This window comes from Streptomyces sp. ITFR-16 (assembly GCF_031844705.1).
Classification (GTDB): domain Bacteria; phylum Actinomycetota; class Actinomycetes; order Streptomycetales; family Streptomycetaceae; genus Streptomyces.
Genome location: NZ_CP134609.1, coordinates 5,740,659 through 5,757,793, shown reverse-complemented (window position 1 = coordinate 5,757,793; position 17,135 = coordinate 5,740,659). Strand labels below are relative to the sequence as shown.

Genomic DNA, 17,135 nt, shown 5'->3' with positions numbered 1-17,135 from the left:
CCGGCGGATCCCGCCGGCGCCCCGGACCCCGTGCTCCGGCTGGACGGGCTCGGCTGGAGCGTCGGCGGCGCGACGATCGTCGAGGACATCGCCCTGAGCGTCCGCGAGGGCGAGTTCCTTGCCTTCATCGGCCCCAACGGGGCCGGCAAGACATCCCTGTTCAACCTGATCAGCGGACTGACCCTGCCGACCGCCGGCACGATCGCGCTCGACGGCGCCGACATGACGGACCGGCCCGCGCACGTGCGGGCCCGGCGGGGCGTGGGCCGGACCTTCCAGACGTCCAGCCTCTGGCCCGCCATGACCGTGGCCGACCACGTCCGGCTGGCCGCGCAGGCCGCCCGGGGCGGCTCGTACCGCCTGTGGCGGCGCGCCGACCCGTACACCGCCGAGGTCGCCGGCGTCCTGGAGCGCACCGGTCTCGGCCACCGGGCCGGGGCCTCGGCCGCCGCACTGTCGCACGGCGAGAAGCGGAAGCTTGAGCTGGCCGTGCTGCTGGTGGGCGAGCCGAGGCTGATGCTGCTCGACGAGCCGATGGCCGGGGTGAGCGCCGAGGAGGTCCCGGCGCTCACCGAGCTGATCCGCACCCTGCACCGGGACGAGGGCCGCACGGTCCTCATGGTCGAGCACCACATGGACGTCCTGCTGAGCCTGGCCGACCGGCTCGCCGTGATGCACCACGGCCGGCTGCTGGCCCTGGACACCCCGGCGGCCGTGACCGCCGACCCGACCGTGCAGCAGGCCTACCTCGGGGAGGGGCTGTGAGCGGGCACCCCCTGCTCACCGTGCGGGACCTGCGGGTCCTGATCGGCGGCCGGCACATCCTGCACGGCGTCGACCTGGACGTCGCCGCCCACGGCGTGACCGCTCTGCTGGGCCGCAACGGCGCCGGGAAGACCACCACCGTCCTGGGCATCCTCGGTCTCGTCCCGCGCGCCGGCAGTGTCCGGCTCGACGGCGAGGAGACCGCGGCCCTGCCCACGCACGCCCTGGTCCGGCGCGGCATCGGCTACGCCCCCGAGGACCGGGGAGTCTTCGCCGGGCTGACCGTGGCGGAGAACCTGCGGCTGGCCGAGCGGCGCGGCGCGGGCGAGCCCGCGTACGGGCTGGTCCATGAGCTCTTCCCCGAACTCAGGAAGCGGGCCCGTCAGTTGGCCGGGACGCTGTCCGGCGGGCAGCAGCAGATGGTCGCCATCGGCCGCACTCTGCTCAACTCCAACCGGCTGATCATCGCGGACGAGCCCACCAAAGGCCTGGCGCCGAAGGTGGTCACCGAGGTGGCGCAGGTGCTGGAGCGGGCCGCCGAGGCGGTGCCGGTCCTGCTGGTGGAACAGAACCTCGCGGTCGTCCGCCGGCTGGCCGGGCACTGCGTGGTCCTCGCCGACGGCCGGACCGCACACCGGGGCCCGGCGGCCGAACTGCTCGGTGACGCCGAGGCGGCCCGCCGGCTGCTCGGCGTGGGCCACGGCCCGGTCACCGCACCCCCTTCCGTGAAGGCGGATTCCTGATGTCCACCCTCGTGCTGCTCACCATGACCGGACTCGGTCTGGGAGCCCTCTACTTCCTCGTCGCGTCCGGACTCTCGCTGATCTTCGGCCTGATGGACGTCCTCAACTTCGCGCACGGGGCCCTGCTGTCCATCGGCGCGTACGGCACCTGGTGGGCCGCGTCCGGGCATCTGCCCGGCGCGGGCCCCGGCGGCGCCGGCTTCGTCCTGGCGGTCCTGTTCGGTACGGCGGTGGGCACCGCGGCCGCCGTGCTCCTCGAACTCGGCGTCGTCCGCCCGCTCTACACCCGGCCGCGCGAGCAGGTGCTCGCCACGGTCGGCGTCGGGCTCGCCGTCCCGGCGCTGCTCTCCGGCGTCTGGGGCTCGGACGCCCGGACCTTCCCTGGGCCCGAGGCGCTGTCCGGGACCTTCGGACTGCTGGGCGCCCAGGTCCCGGTCAACCGGGTGGTGCTGGTCGCCGCCGCCGTCGTGGTCCTGGTGGCGCTGCGGCTGTTCCTCGGCCGGACCCGGCACGGTCTCGTCGTCCGGGCCGGGGTCGAGGACCGGGCGATGGTCACCGCGCTCGGCATCGACGTCCGCAGGGCGTTCACGCTGGTGTTCGCGATCGGGGGCTGCGCCGCCGCACTCGGCGGAGCGCTCGGCGGGCTGTACTTCGGCTCGGTCGACCCGCGCCAGGGCACCTCGCTGCTCATCTTCGCGTTCGTCGTCGTGGTCACCGGCGGCATGGGGTCGGTGACCGGCACCGCCGCGGCGTCCGTGGTCATCGGCCTGGTCCAGCAGTTCGCCAACTACTACACCGCGGCGGGACTCGGCGATCTGGCGGTCGTCGTCCTGCTCGCCGTGCTGCTGCTGATCCGGCCGCGCGGACTGACCGGGAGGCTCGCGTGAGCACCGCCACCGAGACACACGCACACACCGGGCACGGCACTCCAGCCGCCCCGGCACCCGCCGGCCGGGCGGGACGGCTGCTGCGCTGGTGGCCGGCCGCCGTCCTGCTCGTCCTGGTGGTCGCGCCGTTCAGCTCCGTGCCGGTGCCGGGGCTGCTCGACGGCCCGCCCGGCAGCGCGGGCAGTCTGCAACTGATGGCCGCCTGCCTGCTGTTCGGCGCCCTGGCCACCGGCTACGACCTTTTGCTCGGGCGCACCGGGCTCCTCTCGTTCGGCCACGCCCTGTACTTCGCGGCGGGCAGCTACGCCACCAACCTCTTCCTGCTGGAGGCGGGGCTGCCGTTCGCGCTCGCCGCTCTCCTCGGCCTGCTGTTCGGCATCGCGCTGGCGCTGGTCCTGGGGTCGGTGAGCCTGCGCGTCACCGGGATCGGCTTCTCCATGGTGACGCTGGCCTTCGCCCAGGCGGGCTCGATCCTGGTCTCCCGGGACCCCGGCGGCATCACCGGCGGCGAGGAGGGCCGGGCGGCCCCCGCGGACCTGCTGCCCTCCTCGCTCGTCGGCATCGACAACACGGCGAACCTCTACTGGATCGCCCTCGCCTATCTCGTCCTCACCCTGGGCGTCGTCCACTGGGCGGTCCGCTCCCCCACCGGGCGCGTCTGGGAGGGCATCAAGGAGAACGAGCGCCGGGTGGAGGTGCTGGGCCTGAAGCCGTACGGATTCAAGCTGACGGCCTTCGTCGTCGCGGGGGCGCTCGCGGCGCTCGGCGGGATCGTGCATCTGCTGCTGACGGGCGGCTCCACCCCGCAGACGACCACATCGGACTTCACGCTGTCGCTGCTGGTGATGGTGGTGCTGGGCGGCTCGGGCACCCGCTGGGGCCCGATGGTCGGCGGCATCCTCTACACCTGGGCGGACCACCGGCTCGGCGACCTGGCCGGCTCGGGCACCGTCGCGGACCTGCCGGCCGTGCTCCGCGTCCCGCTCTCCCAGCCGCTGTTCCTGCTGGGCGTGCTGTTCGTGGCCGTGGTACATCTGCTGCCGGGCGGCCTGGCCCGGCTGCCGTCCCGACTGAGGGCCGTCGCGCACCGGAAGGAGACCGGAGACCAGTGATTCCGTACGAGGAGATCGACATCCCGGTGAACGGGGGCGCGTTGGCCGCGCTGCGCTGGCCGGCCGCCGGTCCGGACGCGCCGACGGTGGTGGCGCTGCACGGCATCACGGCCAACGCCCTGTCCTGGGGCGCGGTGGCCCGGCAGCTGGCCGGGCGCGTCACGCTGGTCGCGCCGGACCTGCGGGGCAGGGCCGGGAGTTCGGGCCTGCCCGGCCCGTACGGCATCGCCGCGCACACCGACGACGTCGCCGCCCTGACCGGGGCCCTGGGCCTGGACCGGGTGGTGCTGGCGGGCCATTCGATGGGCGCGTTCGTGGCGGCGCTGGCGGCGGTGCGCCATCCGGAACGGTTCGGCCCGCTGCTGCTCGTCGACGGCGGCGTCGGCTTCCCCGCGCCCACGCATCTGACGCCCGACGAGCTGATGACGGCGGTGATCGGCCCGGCGATGGACCGGCTGTCGATGACCTTCCAGGACCGGGCGGCCTATCGCGCGTTCTGGCAGGCGCATCCGGCGTTCGCGGGCGCCTGGTCGGACGAGGTGGACGCGTACATCCAGCGCGATCTGACGGGCGAGGAGCCGCGGTTGCGCTCGACCTGCCGGATCGAGGCGGTCCGCACGGACGGCGTCGGCCTCTTCGACGAGGAGGTCCTCACGGCGGTGCGCGAGCTGCCCGCCGACGCCACTTTGCTGTGGGCGGCGCGCGGTCTGATGGACGAGGAGCAGGGCCTGTACGACGAGAGCCGGCTCGCCGCCGCCGGCCTGTCCGGGACCCGGGTGGAGCCGGTGGCGGTGAAGGACGTGAACCACTACACGGTCCTCACCGGCGACCGGGGCGCCCGTGAGATCGCCGACCGGCTGGTGGCGCTCGCGCGCGCCTGACGCGCGGACCGGGTCCGGCAGTTCGCCGCCGGACCCGGTCCCTGGCGCGCTCAGCCGGTGCAGCCGCTGTCCGCGATCACGAAGTACCCCGCGGGTGACTCCTTGAGGGTGTGGGTGACGAAGACGTTGTACAGGCCCATGTTCTGCTCCGAGCCGTTGGCGTAGACGTATCCGCCGCTGGTGTGGGCCCGGCCCGCCGCGACCTGGGCGTAGTTGGTCGCGGTCCAGCACTGGGCCGGGGTGCCGCCTCCGGTGGTGGTCACCGTCACCTGGGCCGACGCGGTGCCCGCCGTGCCCGATCCGTCCACGGCCGCCACGGTGTAGCGGTAGGCGGTCCCGGCGGTGAGGCCGGTGTCCGTGTACGACGTGCCGGTGGGCGAGGCGACCTGGGCCCCGTCCCGGTAGAGGGCGTAGGAGGCGGCCCCCTGGACGGCGTTCCAGGACAGGGAGGCCGTGGTGCCGGTGGTGCCGGTGACGCTCACGCCCCCGGGGGCCGGCAGCCGGCCGTCGCCGGGGTCGGAGCCGCCCCCGTCCAGGCCCCAGAAGACGCCCGTGTAGTACGTCGAGCAGATCGCGCTCAGGAAGTAGGCGGCCGTGGTCCCGCACTGCTGGCCGCCCGAGCCCGGACTGACCGGCAGGCCGTGGCCCATGCCGGAGACGGAGTACGTCTCCACGGCCGGGTTCCCCGAGGCGTCGTTGTAGACGCTGCGGGTGGTGTTGCCCGGCAGGGTGTCGGTGGACGACGGGGTCTGGCCGATGCCCCAGACGTCCGTCCACTGGTCGCGCAGGGCCGTCGCGTTGGCCGGGTAGACCGTGTAGTCCGAGGTGCCCTGCCAGATCGCCACCCGGGGCCAGGGACCGCTGTAGCCGGGATAGGCGGCCCGGACCTTGTCGCCCCACTGGGCGGGCGTCAGCTTCTGCGGGCCGGTCTGGCAGCCCGAGGCGGCCGCCTGGCTCGTCGCGCACTGGGCCGGCAGCCCGGAGGCCACCGAGCCGCCCGCGAACACGTCGGGGTAGGCCGCCAGCAGGTCCGCGGTCATCCCGCCGCCCGCCGAGAGCCCGGTGACGTACACCCGGCGGCCGTCGGAGCCGTAGTGCTGCTTCGCGTACTCGACCATCTGCACGACGGAGGCGGCCTCGCCCTTGCCCCGGGTGTCCTCGGCCGGGTCGAACCAGCCGAAGCAGGACAGCGCGTTGTTCGCGGAGGTGGTCTGCGGGAAGACGACGGAGAAGCCCCAGCTGTCGGCGAACTTCGGCCAGCCGGAGTTGGTGTAGTACGCGTTCGCCGTCTGGGTGCAGCCGTGCAGGGCGACGACCAGCGGCGCGTTCGCGGGAAGACCGGCCGGGGTGTAGGCGTACATCTGGAGATTGCCGGGGTTGGAGCCGAAGCCGGTGACCTGCTGGAGGCCGGCGGCCGCGGCGGCGGGCTGGGCGCCGGCCGCGGTGCTCAGCGTCGCCGCGAGCAGGCCGAGCGCGGCCGTGGACGCGACGCGGCGGAGAAGACGTCTCAGGATCGATGGGCGCACGGGTGCCTCCCTGGTCGGTGTGCGGGGGTGGGGCTGCTGCCGGAACCTACGAGCAGCCGTCCCGCGCGCCCATGTGGCAGGCGGACACCGGCGGGTGCGGGGTGTGTGCGGCGGGTCCCTTGCGCGGCCCGCGCGGTCCCCGCCGCGGCGCCCCGGCGGGGAGCGGCACCATGTACGCCGCAACCATGCCGGGGCGGGAGGGTGTGTGCACCGGCGCCGTGTGACACGGGCCGCCGCGTACCTACGGTGACGGCCATGGAGACTTCCCCCAGACCGGATCACGAGCCCGCCGCGCCCTTCCCCGGCGGCGGCCCCTCGCAGCTGCCCGCAGAGCCGATCCTGGCCGGACGCACCGCGCTGGTGACCGGTGCGGCGAGCGGGATCGGGCGGGCCTGTGCGCGGGCGCTCGCCTCCGCCGGCGCCCATGTGCATGTGGTGGACAAGGCCGGGGAGGCCGCGAAGGGCCTGGCGGAGGAGATCGGCGGGACGGCCTGGGTGGTCGATCTGTCCGACCCGGCCGTGGTGGACACCCTGCCGGCCGACGCGGACGTCGTCGTCAACAACGCGGGGCTCCAGCACGTGGCCCCGGTGCACGCGTTCCCGCCGGACCGGTTCGCGCTGATCCAGCGCGTGATGGTGGAGACCCCGTTCCGCATCTTGCGCCGGACCCTGCCGGGCATGTACGAACGCGGCTGGGGGCGCGTGGTCAACATCTCCTCGGTGCACGGCCTGCGCGCGAGCCCGTACAAGTCGGCCTATGTGACGGCCAAGCACGCACTGGAGGGGCTGAGCAAGGTGGTCGCGCTCGAAGCGGCGGAGCACGGGGTGACGAGCAACTGCGTCAGCCCCGGATATGTGCGCACCCCCCTGGTCGAGAACCAGATCGCCGACCAGGCCCGGACGCACGGCATCTCCGAGGCGGAGGTGGTGGGGCGGGTGATGCTGGAGCGCAGCGCGATCAAGCGGCTGATCGAACCGGCGGACGTCGCCGAGGCGGTCCTGTGGCTGTGCGGTCCGCGCACCGGACACATCACGGGCACCTCGCTCTCGATGGACGGCGGCTGGACCGCGAACTGACGACGCTCCCCGGATCCCTCCCCGTCCTCCTCCCACGAACGCTGGCCGCCATGTCTGAACCGCTCCCCTCCGCCGCGCCCCACCTCCGGCGCCTGTTCGACCTGCTGGCCGACGACGCGCCCGCCGAGGCGCTGGGCGCGGTGTTCTCGCAGGCGCGGGAGGACGGGGTGGGCGCCGGTGAGCTGGCCGAGGTGGAGCGGGCGACGGCGAGCGCGCTGCGGATCCGGGGCGCGCTGCGCCAGCACCGGCGCCGCGAGCTCCAGCTCACCGCGCTCTTCGACACGGCGGGCGACCTGGCCGCCTCGCGCGATCTGGACGACGTACTGAAGGCGATCGTGCGGCGGGCCCGGATGCTGCTGGGCACGGACACCGCGTATCTGACCCTCCCGGACGAGGAGGCGGGCGACACCTACATGCGGGTGACGGACGGCTCGGTCTCGGTGCTCTTCCAGCGGCTGCGCCTGGAGCTGGGCGAGGGGCTCGGCGGGCTGGTGGCGCAGACGGCCAGTCCCTACGCGACGCCGGACTACCGCACCGACGACCGCTTCCACCACACCCGCAACATCAACGCCGGGGTGCTGGACGAGGGGCTGGTCGCCATCCTGGGCGTGCCGCTGCTGCTCGGCTCCAGCCGGGGCGGCACGGGCAAGGTGATCGGCGTCCTGTTCGCGGCCGACCGGGCGCCCCGGGTCTTCAGCCCCGACGAGGTGGCGCTGCTGTGCTCGCTGGCCGCGCACGCCGCGATCGCCATCGACACGGCCCGCGCGCTCGCCGACACCACGTCGGCGCTGGCCGAACTGGCGGAGGCGAACGCGGAGCTGGCCGAGGCGAACGCCTCGGTGCGGGCCCACTCGGCGGCCATGCGGCGGGCCGAGGAGTCGCACGACCGGCTGACGGACCTGGTGCTGCGGGGCAGGGACGTCACGGATGTGGCGGCGGCCGTCGCCGGGCTGCTGGGCTCCCCGCTGACCATCCACGACCCGGGCGGCCGCCCGCTGGCCGCCGTCCGCCCGGACGGCACGGGCTTCGCCGCCGACAGCATGGACGCCGGCTGGCTGGCGGAGGCGGCCGAGGAGTCCCGTACTGGGGCCCGGGCCGTGCACCGCGAGGGCCGGGTGGTCTGCGCGGTGCTCGCCGGGCAGGAGCTCCTGGCGGGTCTGGTGCTGCACCGGAGCCGGCCGCTGGACGACTCCGACCGGCGGCTGTTCGAGCGCTCGTCGGTGGTGACCGGGCTGCTGTTGCTGCTGCGGCGCACGGTGGCCGAGACGGAGAACCGGATACGCGGTGAGCTGATCGCCGATCTGCTGGCCGACAGCGGCCGCGACCCGGCGGGGCTCGCCGAGCGCGGACGGCGTCTGGGCATCGACCTGGACCGCCCGCATCTGCTGCTCGTGGCGGAGACGGGCGTCCAAGAGCGGCTGGCCCCGGCCGCGATGCGCTATCTGTTCGGCGCGGACACCCGGGGCGTGAGCGCCGAACACGCGGGCGCGGTGGTGCTGCTGATCGAGGACGGCGGCGCCGGTGCGGGGGCGGCGGCCCGTGCGGCGGCGGCCCAGCTGGGCCAGCTCGCCCAGTCCCCGGTCACCGTGGCCGCCGCCGGACCCGCCCGGGGCCCGCGCGAGCTGGCCGCCGCCTACGGCGAGGCGACGCGCTGCCTACGGGCGATGCGGGTGCTGGGGCGCACCGGCGAGGGCGCCTGTGTGGACGAACTCGGCTTCCTCGGCGTGGTGCTGGGCAACGCCCAGGACGTCGACGGCTTCGTGGCGGCGACGCTGGGTCCGCTGCTGGAGTACGACGCCCAGCGCGGCACCCATCTGGTGCGGACGCTGAGCGCGTACTTCGGCGCGGGCGGCAGCCTGATCCGGGCCAAGGACGAACTGCACGTCCATGTGAACACGGTGGTGCAGCGGCTGGACCGCGTCCAGGTCCTGCTGGGCCCCGACTGGAACGAGCCGAACCGGGCGCTGGAACTGCAACTGGCACTGCGGCTGCATCTGCTGTCGGGGGCCGGCCGGGACAGCGTCTAGCCTGTTCGTATGCGTGTCACCAGGGAGCTGCCGACGCTCGCCGCCGGCGAGGTGGACGTGCCCTTCGTGATCCACGGGTACGAGGAGGCCGTGGCCGCCGACACGGTCTGGAACGCGCACTCCCACCCCTGGCACGAGCTGCTGTGGAACGAGCACGGCGCGTCCACGGCCGTGGTGGGGACCCAGGTGTGGTGCATCACGCCGTCGCTGGGGCTGTGGATGCCGGCGGGACAGCTGCACTCGGCCTCCGCGGTCGCGGGCACCTCGTACCGGGCGCACTTCTTCCGGCACGGCACCGTCTCGGCACTGCCGGACGAGCCGGTGGCGGTGGACATCACCCCGCTGCTCCGGCTGCTGCTGGAGCGGCTGGAGCAGGCGGACCTGCCGGCGCGTTCGCGGGCCGTGACCGAGGCGATGATCCTCGATGTGCTGCACCCCTCGCCCCGGGCGCTGCTGGTGCAGCTGCCCACCTCCGCGCTGCTGCGGCCGATCGCGGACGCGGTCCGGGCCGACCCCGCCGACCAGCGGACGCTGACCGACTGGGCGTCCGCCCTCGGGTGCAGCGCCCGCACCCTGACCCGCGCGTTCCAGGCGGAGACGGGGACGAGCTTCGCCCGCTGGGTGGCCGGGGTGCGGGCGCAGCACGCGGTGCGGCTCCTTTCGAGCGGGTTCGACGTCGACACGGTGGCGGACGCGGTCGGCTACCGCTCGGCGAGCGCCTTCGGAGCGGCGTTCCGGCGGACGACCGGCACGACGCCCGGCACCTTCCGGGTGGGCTGACCCCTTCGTTCCCATGCCGCGCGCACGCCGCGCGGCTCGGCCGGTCCATGCCCCGGCGCGTGTCCCGATCGCTACAAGGGCTGTCGAAAAGGCTCGATTGATGGGGGCGCGCCGGGCACATAAGCTGCCTCAGGCAAGCCTTACCTAAGTTTGCTGTTGCAAGCGTGATGCCCTGCTCCACGACCCTGATCCGCGGTCCGGATGCGTGAGTCCGGCATCCCCGACCGAAAGTGACACCCGGGTCGATGAGAACACCCCGCCTTCGCGCAATCGCCCTCTCCGCAGCCCTCCTGCTCGGCCTCGCCGCCTGCGGCGGCCAGGACGGGGCCGGGAACGACAGCGCCGCCGCGTCCGGCAAGGGCACCGCCGCCGCCGGACAGTTCCCCGTGACGATCAAGCACGCGCTCGGGACCACCGTCATCCCCGCCGAGCCCGAGCGGGTGGCCACCGTGAACTGGGCCAACGACGAAGTACCGCTCGCGCTCGGCGTCGTCCCCGTCGGCATGGCCAAGGCCAACTTCGGCGACGACGACGGGGACGGCGTGCTGCCCTGGACCGAGGCCAGGCTCAAGGAGCTCGGCGCGAAGACGCCGGTCCTGTTCGACGAGACCGACGGCATCGACTTCGAGGCGGTCGCCGACACCGAGCCGGACGTCATCCTCGCCTCGTACTCGGGGCTCACCGAGCAGGACTACGAGACCCTGAGCCGCATCGCGCCGGTCGTGGCCTACCCCGAGGCCGCCTGGGCGACCCCCTGGCGCGACATCATCCGGCTGAACAGCAAGGCCATCGGCCTGGCGGCCGAGGGCGACGCGCTGATCGGCGACCTGGAGGGGCGGATCGCGAAGACCGTCGCCAAGTACCCGCAGATCAAGGGCAAAACGGCGATGTTCATGACCCATGTGTCGTCCAAGGACGTCAGCGAGGTCGGCTTCTACACCGCCCACGACACCCGCACGCTGTTCTTCGAGGACCTCGGTCTGAAGATCCCGGCCAGCATCGCCGAACCGTCGAAGTCCACGACGAAGTTCGTCCTCACCAAGAGCGCCGAGCACATCGACGACTTCAACGACGTCGACATCGTCACCGGCTACGGCGACGACAAGGGTGAACTGCTCGGCGCGCTCAAGAGCGACCCGCTGACCTCGAAGCTGAGCGCCGTCAAGCAGGGCTCCATCTATCTGCTGCCCGGCTCCACCCCGCAGGCCACCGCCGCCAACCCGACCCCGCTGTCCATCCCGTACGTCCTGGAGGACTACGTGAAGGCGCTCGCCGCTGCCGCGGACAAGGCCGCGTGACCGCAACCGCGCCCCCGCCCGTGCCGGACGCCGTATCCGTACGGCGCCCGGCACGGGTCCGTGTGCTCTGGCTCCTCGTGGTCGTGGCCGTGCCGGCCGCCGCCGTGGCCGCCTCCCTCGCCTTCGGCTCCCGTGACGTCGCCTGGTCCGACGTCTGGTCGGCGCTCGGCGGGGCGGACGGCACCCTGGAGGAGGCGGCGGTCACCCGGCGCATCCCGCGTACGCTCCTGGCCGTCGTCGTGGGCGCCGCGCTGGGCCTGTCCGGCGCGGTGATGCAGGGCGTCACCCGCAACCCGCTCGCCGACCCCGGCATCCTCGGCGTCAACACGGGTGCCTCGCTCGCCGTGGTCACCGCCATGGCGTACGCCGGCCTCGCCTCGGCGTCCGCGTACATCTGGGTGGCCCTGCTGGGTGCCGGTCTGACCGCCGCGTTCGTGTACGGCGTCGGCTCGCTGGGGCGCGGCGGGGCCACCCCGCTGAAGCTGGCCCTCGCCGGCGCGGCGACATCGGCGGCCCTCGCCTCGCTGGTGAGCGCGGTCGTGCTGCCGCGCAACGACATCTCCGACACCTTCCGGCTGTGGCAGATCGGCGGAGTCGGGGGCGCCTCGTACGGGCAGCTCGGCACCGTCGCCCCGTTCCTCGGCGTCGGCTTCGTGATCTGCCTGGCCTCGGCCCGCGCCCTCAACTCGCTGGCCCTGGGCGACGAGCTGGCCGCGGGGCTGGGCGAGCGGGTGGCCCTGGTCCGGGGGGCCGCGGCGCTCGGCGCGGTCGTGCTGTGCGGGGCGTCCACCGCCGTCGCCGGCCCGATCGCCTTCGTCGGCCTCGTCGTCCCGCACGCCTGCCGGCTCCTGGCGGGCGTCGACCACCGCTGGCTGCTGCCGTTCTCCGCGCTGGGCGGCGCCGTCCTGCTCACCGTCGCGGACGTGGTGGGGCGGGTCGTGGCCCGGCCGTCCGAGATCGACGTCGGCATCGTGACCGCGCTGGTCGGCGCCCCCTTCTTCATTCACATCGTCCGCCGACAGAAGGTCAGATCACTGTGAGCGCCCCTGCCGTCAGCGGCCCGTCCGCGCTGCGGTCCGTCACCCGCGCCCGGGTGCGCCGCGCGTACCGGCGGCGGCACGTCGTCGTGATCCTGCTGGCCCTCGTCGTCGCGGCGTTCGCCACGGCGCTCATGGCCGGGCACACCTTCTATCCCGCCCGGGACGTGCTGCGCGTCGTGCTGGGCGAGGACGTGCCGGGGGCGTCCTTCACCGTCGGCCGGCTGCGGCTGCCGAGGGCCGTGCTCGCTCTGACGGCGGGGTTCAGCTTCGGCATCGCCGGTGTCACCTTCCAGACGATGCTCCGCAACCCGCTCGCCAGCCCCGACATCATCGGGATCAGCTCCGGGGCGAGCGCGGCGGCCGCGCTCGCCATCGTGACCTTCTCGATGGGCGGGACCGAGGTGTCGGTGGTGGCGATCGCCGCCGCGCTCGGGGTGGCCCTGCTCGTGTACACGCTCGCCTTCCGCGACGGCGTCGCCGGCACCCGGCTCATCCTCATCGGCATCGGCGTCTCCGCCCTGCTCGACAGCGTCACCTCCTATGTCCTGTCGCAGGCCGCCGAGTGGGACCTCCAGGCAGCGATGCGCTGGCTCACCGGCAGCCTCAACGGCACCACCTGGCAGGAGACCGTGCCGGCCGTCGTCGCCGCGCTGCTGCTCACCCCGGTGCTGCTGCACCAGGGCCGCAGCCTGGGCGCGCTGAGCCTGGGCGAGGACACCGCGTCCGCGCTCGGCGTCCGCGTCGAACGCACCCGGGTCACGGTCATCGTCGCGGCCGTGGGGCTCATCGCGTTCGCCACGGCCGCCGCCGGGCCGATCGCGTTCGTCGCGTTCCTGTCCGGGCCGATCGCCGCCCGGCTGGTGGGGACCGGCGGCTCCCTGCTGGTGCCGGCCGGCCTGGTGGGCTCCCTGCTCGTCCTGGTCGCCGACTTCACCGGCCAGTACGCCTTCGCCACCCGGTATCCCGTGGGCGTCGTCACCGGCGTGCTCGGGGCGCCCTACCTCGTCTATCTGATCGTCCGCACCAACCGGGCCGGAGGCTCACTGTGACCGCGTCCCACACCCTCTCCACCGAAAGCCTCACCCTCGGCTACGGCGACCGTGCCGTCATCGAGGGCCTGGATCTGACCCTGGCCGCCGGGAGGATCACGGTGATCGTCGGCGCCAACGCCTGCGGCAAGTCGACGCTGCTGCGGTCGATGTCCCGGCTGCTCGCCCCGCGCGCCGGCCGGGTCGTCCTGGACGGCAAGGAGGTGCACCGCACCCCGGCCAAGGAACTCGCCCGCACACTCGGCCTGTTGCCGCAGTCGCCGGTGACACCCGAGGGCATCACCGTGCTGGACCTGGTCGGCCGCGGCCGCCACCCGCACCAGCGCGCCTTCTCCCGCTGGACGGAGAAGGACGACGCCGCGGTCACCGCCGCGCTGGAGGCCACCGCGACGACGGAACTGATGGACCGGGCGGTCGACGAGCTCTCCGGCGGGCAGCGCCAGCGGGTGTGGATCGCGATGGCCCTGGCCCAGCAGACCGATCTGCTGCTGCTCGACGAGCCCACCACGTTCCTCGACATCAGCCACCAGATCGAGGTCCTTGACCTGCTGACCGACCTGAACCGGAGCCGGGGCACCACCATCGCCATGGTCCTGCACGACCTCAATCTGGCCGCCCGGTACGCGGACCGGCTCGTCGCCCTGGCCGACGGCCGGCTGCACGCCGCCGGAACGCCCGACGAGGTGATGACCGAGGACACGGTCCGGGCCGTCTACGGCATGGAGAGCCGCGTCATCGCGGACCCGGTCTCCGGCAAACCGCTCGTCCTGCCGATCGGACGCCACCACTCGGCGGCCGGCGACCCCGTCGGGAGCCGCTGACCATGGCCCGGAAGCTCGCCGCGCTGCTGCCCGACCTCACACCCTGGCGCTCCTCCCGGGACTTCCGGCTCCTGTGGGTCCAGGGCCTTGTCGCCTACCTCGGAAGCGTGATGGCGCTGATCGCGCTGCCGCTCCAGATCAAGGACCTGACCGGCTCCCCGCTCGCGGTCGGCGCGATGGGCGCGGTCGAGCTCGTGCCGCTGGTGGTCTTCGGGCTGTACGGCGGCGCGCTCGCCGACGCCGTGGACCGGCGCAAGGTCATCGTGGCGACCGAGGCGGGGCTCGGCCTGGTCGCCGTGGTCCTGCTGGTGAACGCGATGCTGCCGCACCCCATGCTGTGGCCGCTCTACGTGGTCGCGGCCCTGGTGGCGGCCCTCGCCGGACTCCAACGCCCGGCGCTGGACTCGCTGATGGCCCGGATCGTCCCGCACGACCAGCTGGCCGCGGCGGCCGCGCTGAACGCCCTGCGCTGGCAGACCGGCGCGATCGCCGGCCCCTCGGTGGCGGGCCTCGTGGTCGCGTACGCGGGCAACGTCCCGGCATACGCCACCACCGTGGTCTGCTTCGGCCTGTCCGTCCTGATGTGCCGCCGGCTCTCGCCCGTACCGCCCGTCGAGCACGCGGAGAAGCCGTCCTGGCGCGGCATCGCGGAGGGGGCGCGCTACGCCTGGTCCAAGCCGGTGCTGCTGGGGACGTACGCGATCGACATGGCGGCGATGTTCTTCGCCTTCCCGAACACGATCTTCCCTTTCCTCGCGGACGACCTGGACGCCGACTGGGCGCTGGGGCTGATGTACGCGGCGGGCTCGGCCGGGGCGCTGCTGGTCAGCCTGACCAGCGGCTGGGTCTCCCGGACCCGGCGGCACGGCCTGCTGGTGGTCTTCGGCGCCGCCGGCTGGGGGCTGGCCATCGCCGCGGCCGGCTGGGTGTCGGACATCGCCTGGGTGCTGGTCTGCCTCGGCCTGGCGGGGGCCGGGGACATGCTCAGCGGGCTCGGCCGCTCGACCATCTGGAACCAGACCATCCCGGACCGGCTGCGCGGCCGCCTCGCCGGCATCGAGGTCCTCTCCTACAGCGTCGGACCGCAGCTCGGCCAGGTCCGCGCCGGAGCCATGGCCGGCTGGACGGGCGCCCGCCCCGCGATCTGGACGGGCGGGCTGGCCTGTGTCGCCGCGGTGGCCGCGCTCGCCGCGGCGCTGCCCAGGCTCCTGAGCTACGACGCCGAGACCGACGAGGACGCCCGCAGCCGCGCCGGGCAGACCGCCGCCCTCCCCGGGGAGCCGCTGAGCCGCTGAGCCCGCGGCTACTCCTCCGGCGGGAACACCACTTCTCCGGTGTCGGCCAGGGTGAGGGTGATGGCCTCGACCGGGCAGCCCTCGGCGGCGGCCAGGACCCGTTCGTTGGCGTCGGCCTCCCCTTCGACGGGGTGGGACTGGCGGGCGGAGTCCAGCCGGAAGCCGTCCGGCGCGTGGTTCACGCACATCCCCGAGCCGATGCAGACCCCTCGGTCGACCTCGACGCTCCAGCGGTCCCCCATCAGCCCTCGCCCCCGTACCCGGCGGGCAGATGGATCATCTTGTGCTCGAAGTACTCGCCGTACCCCTCGGGCCCGAACTCCCGCCCCAGACCGGAGTTCTTGTAGCCGCCGAACGGGCCGAGCATGTCGAGGCTGAAGGTGTTCACGCTGTACGTGCCCGTCCTGACCCGGCGGGCGATGCCGATGCCGCGCTCGGTGTCGGCGGTCCAGACACTGCCGCTGAGCCCGTAATCGGAGTCGTTGGCGATCTGTACGGCCTCGTCCTCGTCGCCGTACGGCAGCAGGCAGATGACCGGCCCGAAGATCTCCTCGCGGGCGACGCGCATGGAGTTGTCGACATCGCCGAAGAGCGTGGGCTCGACATACCAGCCGCGCTCCTGGGAGGCCGGACGGCCGCCGCCCGTGAGGATCTTGGCGCCCTCGTCCTGGCCGATGCGGATGTAGTCGAGGGAGCGCTGCCGCTGGCGCCGCGCGACGAGCGGGCCGAGTTCGGTGGCGGGGTCCAGCGGGTCCCCGACCTTCAGCGCACCGGCCGCGGCGGCGAACGCCTCGGCCGTCTCCGCGTACCGGGAACGGGGTACGAGGATGCGGGTCTGGGCCACACAGGCCTGGCCGTTGATCATCCAGGCGAAGGGCACGATGCCCGCGACGGCGGTGTCCAGGTCGGCGTCGGGGAGGATCACGGCGGCGGACTTCCCGCCGAGTTCGAGGGTGACCCGGGTGAGGTTGCGCGAGGCGACCTCCATGACGCGCCGGCCCGCGGCGACCGACCCGGTGAAGGAGACCTTGTCGACGCCGGGGTGCCCCACGAGGTACTCGCTCACCTCGCGGTCGGCGGGCAGGATCGACAGCACGCCATCGGGCAGCCCGGCCTCGGCGGCGATCTCGGCCAGCAGGTAGGCGTCCAGGGGCGTTTCGGGCGACACCTTCAAAACGGCCGAGCACCCGGCGAGCAGCGCGGGGGCGAGTTTGGCGGCGGCGGTGAACTGGGGCACGTTCCACGGCACGACGGCCGCGACCACACCCACCGGCTCCCGCCGCACGAGCAGCGGCCCGAGGGCCCCGTCCCGCCGCTCCTCGTACGGGAAGGAGCGGGCGACGGTGATCGCCGCGTCCCACACCATCATCGCGGCGAGGGCCTGCACCATGACACCGGAGGTGTACGGGGTGCCGTTCTGCGCGCTGATGACCCGGGCGATCTCCTCGTACCGCACGGCGAAGGCGTCCTTGATCCGCGTGACGACGGCGATCCGCTCGTCGAGGGTCATCCGGGGCCAGGGCCCGTGGTCGAAGGCGTGCCGGGCGGCGGCGACGGCCCGGTCCACGTCTCCCTCGGCGGCGTGCGGCACCCGGCCGATGACCTCTTCGGTGTGCGGCGAGACGACCTCGATGACCTCCCGCCCGAGCGGATCCGCCCACTCCCCGCCGATGAACAGTTTTCCGTGTTCGACAAGCTCGCTCATGGCTGCTGCCTCCCGCGACGCGGCACGTGGCCCGACCCGTCCGACGCGTCGGCCGGTTCACATCTGACTTTCTGACTTGGTGTCAGAACTGATACCAGTTCCAGTTGCAGGAGTCCACGGCGGGGACAA

Annotated in this window: 16 protein-coding genes; 13 read left to right on the top strand and 3 right to left on the bottom strand. The window is 73.7% G+C overall.

The genetic code is table 11. The annotated features are described in order from the left end of the window. The first annotated feature begins 30 nt into the window (after positions 1-30). From RLT58_RS25455 to RLT58_RS25435, 5 genes are read left to right on the top strand one after another with little or no spacing between them, the layout of a single operon-like run. Positions 31-765 (top strand): ABC transporter ATP-binding protein, encoded by a 735-nt coding sequence (locus tag RLT58_RS25455; protein WP_311314644.1) that lies wholly within the window; start codon positions 31-33, stop codon positions 763-765. Further along, complete coding sequence (locus tag RLT58_RS25450; protein WP_311312682.1) at positions 762-1,508, top strand: ABC transporter ATP-binding protein; 747 nt, start codon at positions 762-764, stop codon at positions 1,506-1,508. Before RLT58_RS25455 ends, RLT58_RS25450 begins: the two co-directional genes overlap by 4 nt. Next, positions 1,508-2,395 (top strand): branched-chain amino acid ABC transporter permease, encoded by an 888-nt coding sequence (locus RLT58_RS25445; protein ID WP_311312681.1) that lies wholly within the window; start codon positions 1,508-1,510, stop codon positions 2,393-2,395. The genes RLT58_RS25450 and RLT58_RS25445 overlap by 1 nt, the downstream gene beginning before the upstream one ends. Next, on the top strand, positions 2,392-3,507 hold the full coding sequence (locus RLT58_RS25440; protein ID WP_311312680.1) for a branched-chain amino acid ABC transporter permease: 1,116 nt from the start codon (positions 2,392-2,394) through the stop codon (positions 3,505-3,507). The genes RLT58_RS25445 and RLT58_RS25440 overlap by 4 nt, the downstream gene beginning before the upstream one ends. Next, positions 3,504-4,388: an alpha/beta fold hydrolase gene (locus tag RLT58_RS25435; RefSeq protein WP_311312679.1), complete on the top strand. Its 885-nt coding sequence runs from the start codon at positions 3,504-3,506 to the stop codon at positions 4,386-4,388. Before RLT58_RS25440 ends, RLT58_RS25435 begins: the two co-directional genes overlap by 4 nt. A gap of 50 nt (positions 4,389-4,438) precedes the next feature. Here the strand turns inward: RLT58_RS25435 and RLT58_RS25430 are convergent, their stop codons facing one another. Continuing rightward, positions 4,439-5,914 carry an extracellular catalytic domain type 1 short-chain-length polyhydroxyalkanoate depolymerase gene (locus RLT58_RS25430; RefSeq protein WP_311312678.1) on the bottom strand — a complete coding sequence of 492 codons (1,476 nt, stop codon included), beginning with the start codon at positions 5,912-5,914 and terminating at the stop codon, positions 4,439-4,441. Between the two features lie 255 nt (positions 5,915-6,169). Between RLT58_RS25430 and RLT58_RS25425 the strand changes: the two genes are divergently transcribed. From RLT58_RS25425 to RLT58_RS25390, 8 genes are all read left to right on the top strand, one after another. Continuing rightward, complete coding sequence (locus tag RLT58_RS25425; RefSeq protein WP_311312677.1) at positions 6,170-6,991, top strand: 3-hydroxybutyrate dehydrogenase; 822 nt, start codon at positions 6,170-6,172, stop codon at positions 6,989-6,991. Between the two features lie 50 nt (positions 6,992-7,041). Then, positions 7,042-9,018, top strand: a complete 1,977-nt coding sequence (locus RLT58_RS25420; protein ID WP_311312676.1) for a helix-turn-helix domain-containing protein — start codon at positions 7,042-7,044, stop codon at positions 9,016-9,018. A gap of 9 nt (positions 9,019-9,027) precedes the next feature. After that, positions 9,028-9,798, top strand: coding sequence for a helix-turn-helix transcriptional regulator (locus RLT58_RS25415; RefSeq protein ID WP_311312675.1), 771 nt, complete (start codon positions 9,028-9,030; stop codon positions 9,796-9,798). Between the two features lie 245 nt (positions 9,799-10,043). After that, positions 10,044-11,096, top strand: coding sequence for an iron-siderophore ABC transporter substrate-binding protein (locus RLT58_RS25410; protein WP_311312674.1), 1,053 nt, complete (start codon positions 10,044-10,046; stop codon positions 11,094-11,096). Then, on the top strand, positions 11,093-12,136 hold the full coding sequence (locus RLT58_RS25405; protein WP_311312673.1) for a FecCD family ABC transporter permease: 1,044 nt from the start codon (positions 11,093-11,095) through the stop codon (positions 12,134-12,136). Before RLT58_RS25410 ends, RLT58_RS25405 begins: the two co-directional genes overlap by 4 nt. Then, positions 12,133-13,185: a FecCD family ABC transporter permease gene (locus tag RLT58_RS25400; protein ID WP_311312672.1), complete on the top strand. Its 1,053-nt coding sequence runs from the start codon at positions 12,133-12,135 to the stop codon at positions 13,183-13,185. Before RLT58_RS25405 ends, RLT58_RS25400 begins: the two co-directional genes overlap by 4 nt. Further along, positions 13,182-14,006 carry an ABC transporter ATP-binding protein gene (locus RLT58_RS25395; RefSeq protein ID WP_311312671.1) on the top strand — a complete coding sequence of 275 codons (825 nt, stop codon included), beginning with the start codon at positions 13,182-13,184 and terminating at the stop codon, positions 14,004-14,006. Before RLT58_RS25400 ends, RLT58_RS25395 begins: the two co-directional genes overlap by 4 nt. Positions 14,007-14,008: 2 nt before the next feature. After that, on the top strand, positions 14,009-15,301 hold the full coding sequence (locus RLT58_RS25390; protein ID WP_311312670.1) for an MFS transporter: 1,293 nt from the start codon (positions 14,009-14,011) through the stop codon (positions 15,299-15,301). Positions 15,302-15,309: 8 nt separating this feature from the next. On the opposite strand, the gene RLT58_RS25385 is transcribed toward RLT58_RS25390, so the two are convergent. Next, entirely contained in the window at positions 15,310-15,543 is a 234-nt protein-coding gene (locus RLT58_RS25385; protein WP_311312669.1) for a ferredoxin, read from the bottom strand. Continuing rightward, a complete protein-coding gene (locus RLT58_RS25380; protein ID WP_311312668.1) occupies positions 15,543-17,006 on the bottom strand; it encodes an aldehyde dehydrogenase in 1,464 nt (487 codons plus the stop codon). The genes RLT58_RS25385 and RLT58_RS25380 overlap by 1 nt, the downstream gene beginning before the upstream one ends. Positions 17,007-17,135 lie beyond the last annotated feature (129 nt).

Coding starts and splice junctions, on each gene's coding strand:
- RLT58_RS25445 (WP_311312681.1), top strand. CDS start 1,508: ATGTCCACCCTCGTGCTGCTCACCATGACCGGACTCGGTCTGGGAGCC.
- RLT58_RS25425 (WP_311312677.1), top strand. CDS start 6,170: ATGGAGACTTCCCCCAGACCGGATCACGAGCCCGCCGCGCCCTTCCCC.
- RLT58_RS25420 (WP_311312676.1), top strand. CDS start 7,042: ATGTCTGAACCGCTCCCCTCCGCCGCGCCCCACCTCCGGCGCCTGTTC.
- RLT58_RS25415 (WP_311312675.1), top strand. CDS start 9,028: ATGCGTGTCACCAGGGAGCTGCCGACGCTCGCCGCCGGCGAGGTGGAC.
- RLT58_RS25410 (WP_311312674.1), top strand. CDS start 10,044: ATGAGAACACCCCGCCTTCGCGCAATCGCCCTCTCCGCAGCCCTCCTG.
- RLT58_RS25390 (WP_311312670.1), top strand. CDS start 14,009: ATGGCCCGGAAGCTCGCCGCGCTGCTGCCCGACCTCACACCCTGGCGC.
- RLT58_RS25385 (WP_311312669.1), bottom strand. CDS start 15,543: ATGGGGGACCGCTGGAGCGTCGAGGTCGACCGAGGGGTCTGCATCGGC.
- RLT58_RS25380 (WP_311312668.1), bottom strand. CDS start 17,006: ATGAGCGAGCTTGTCGAACACGGAAAACTGTTCATCGGCGGGGAGTGG.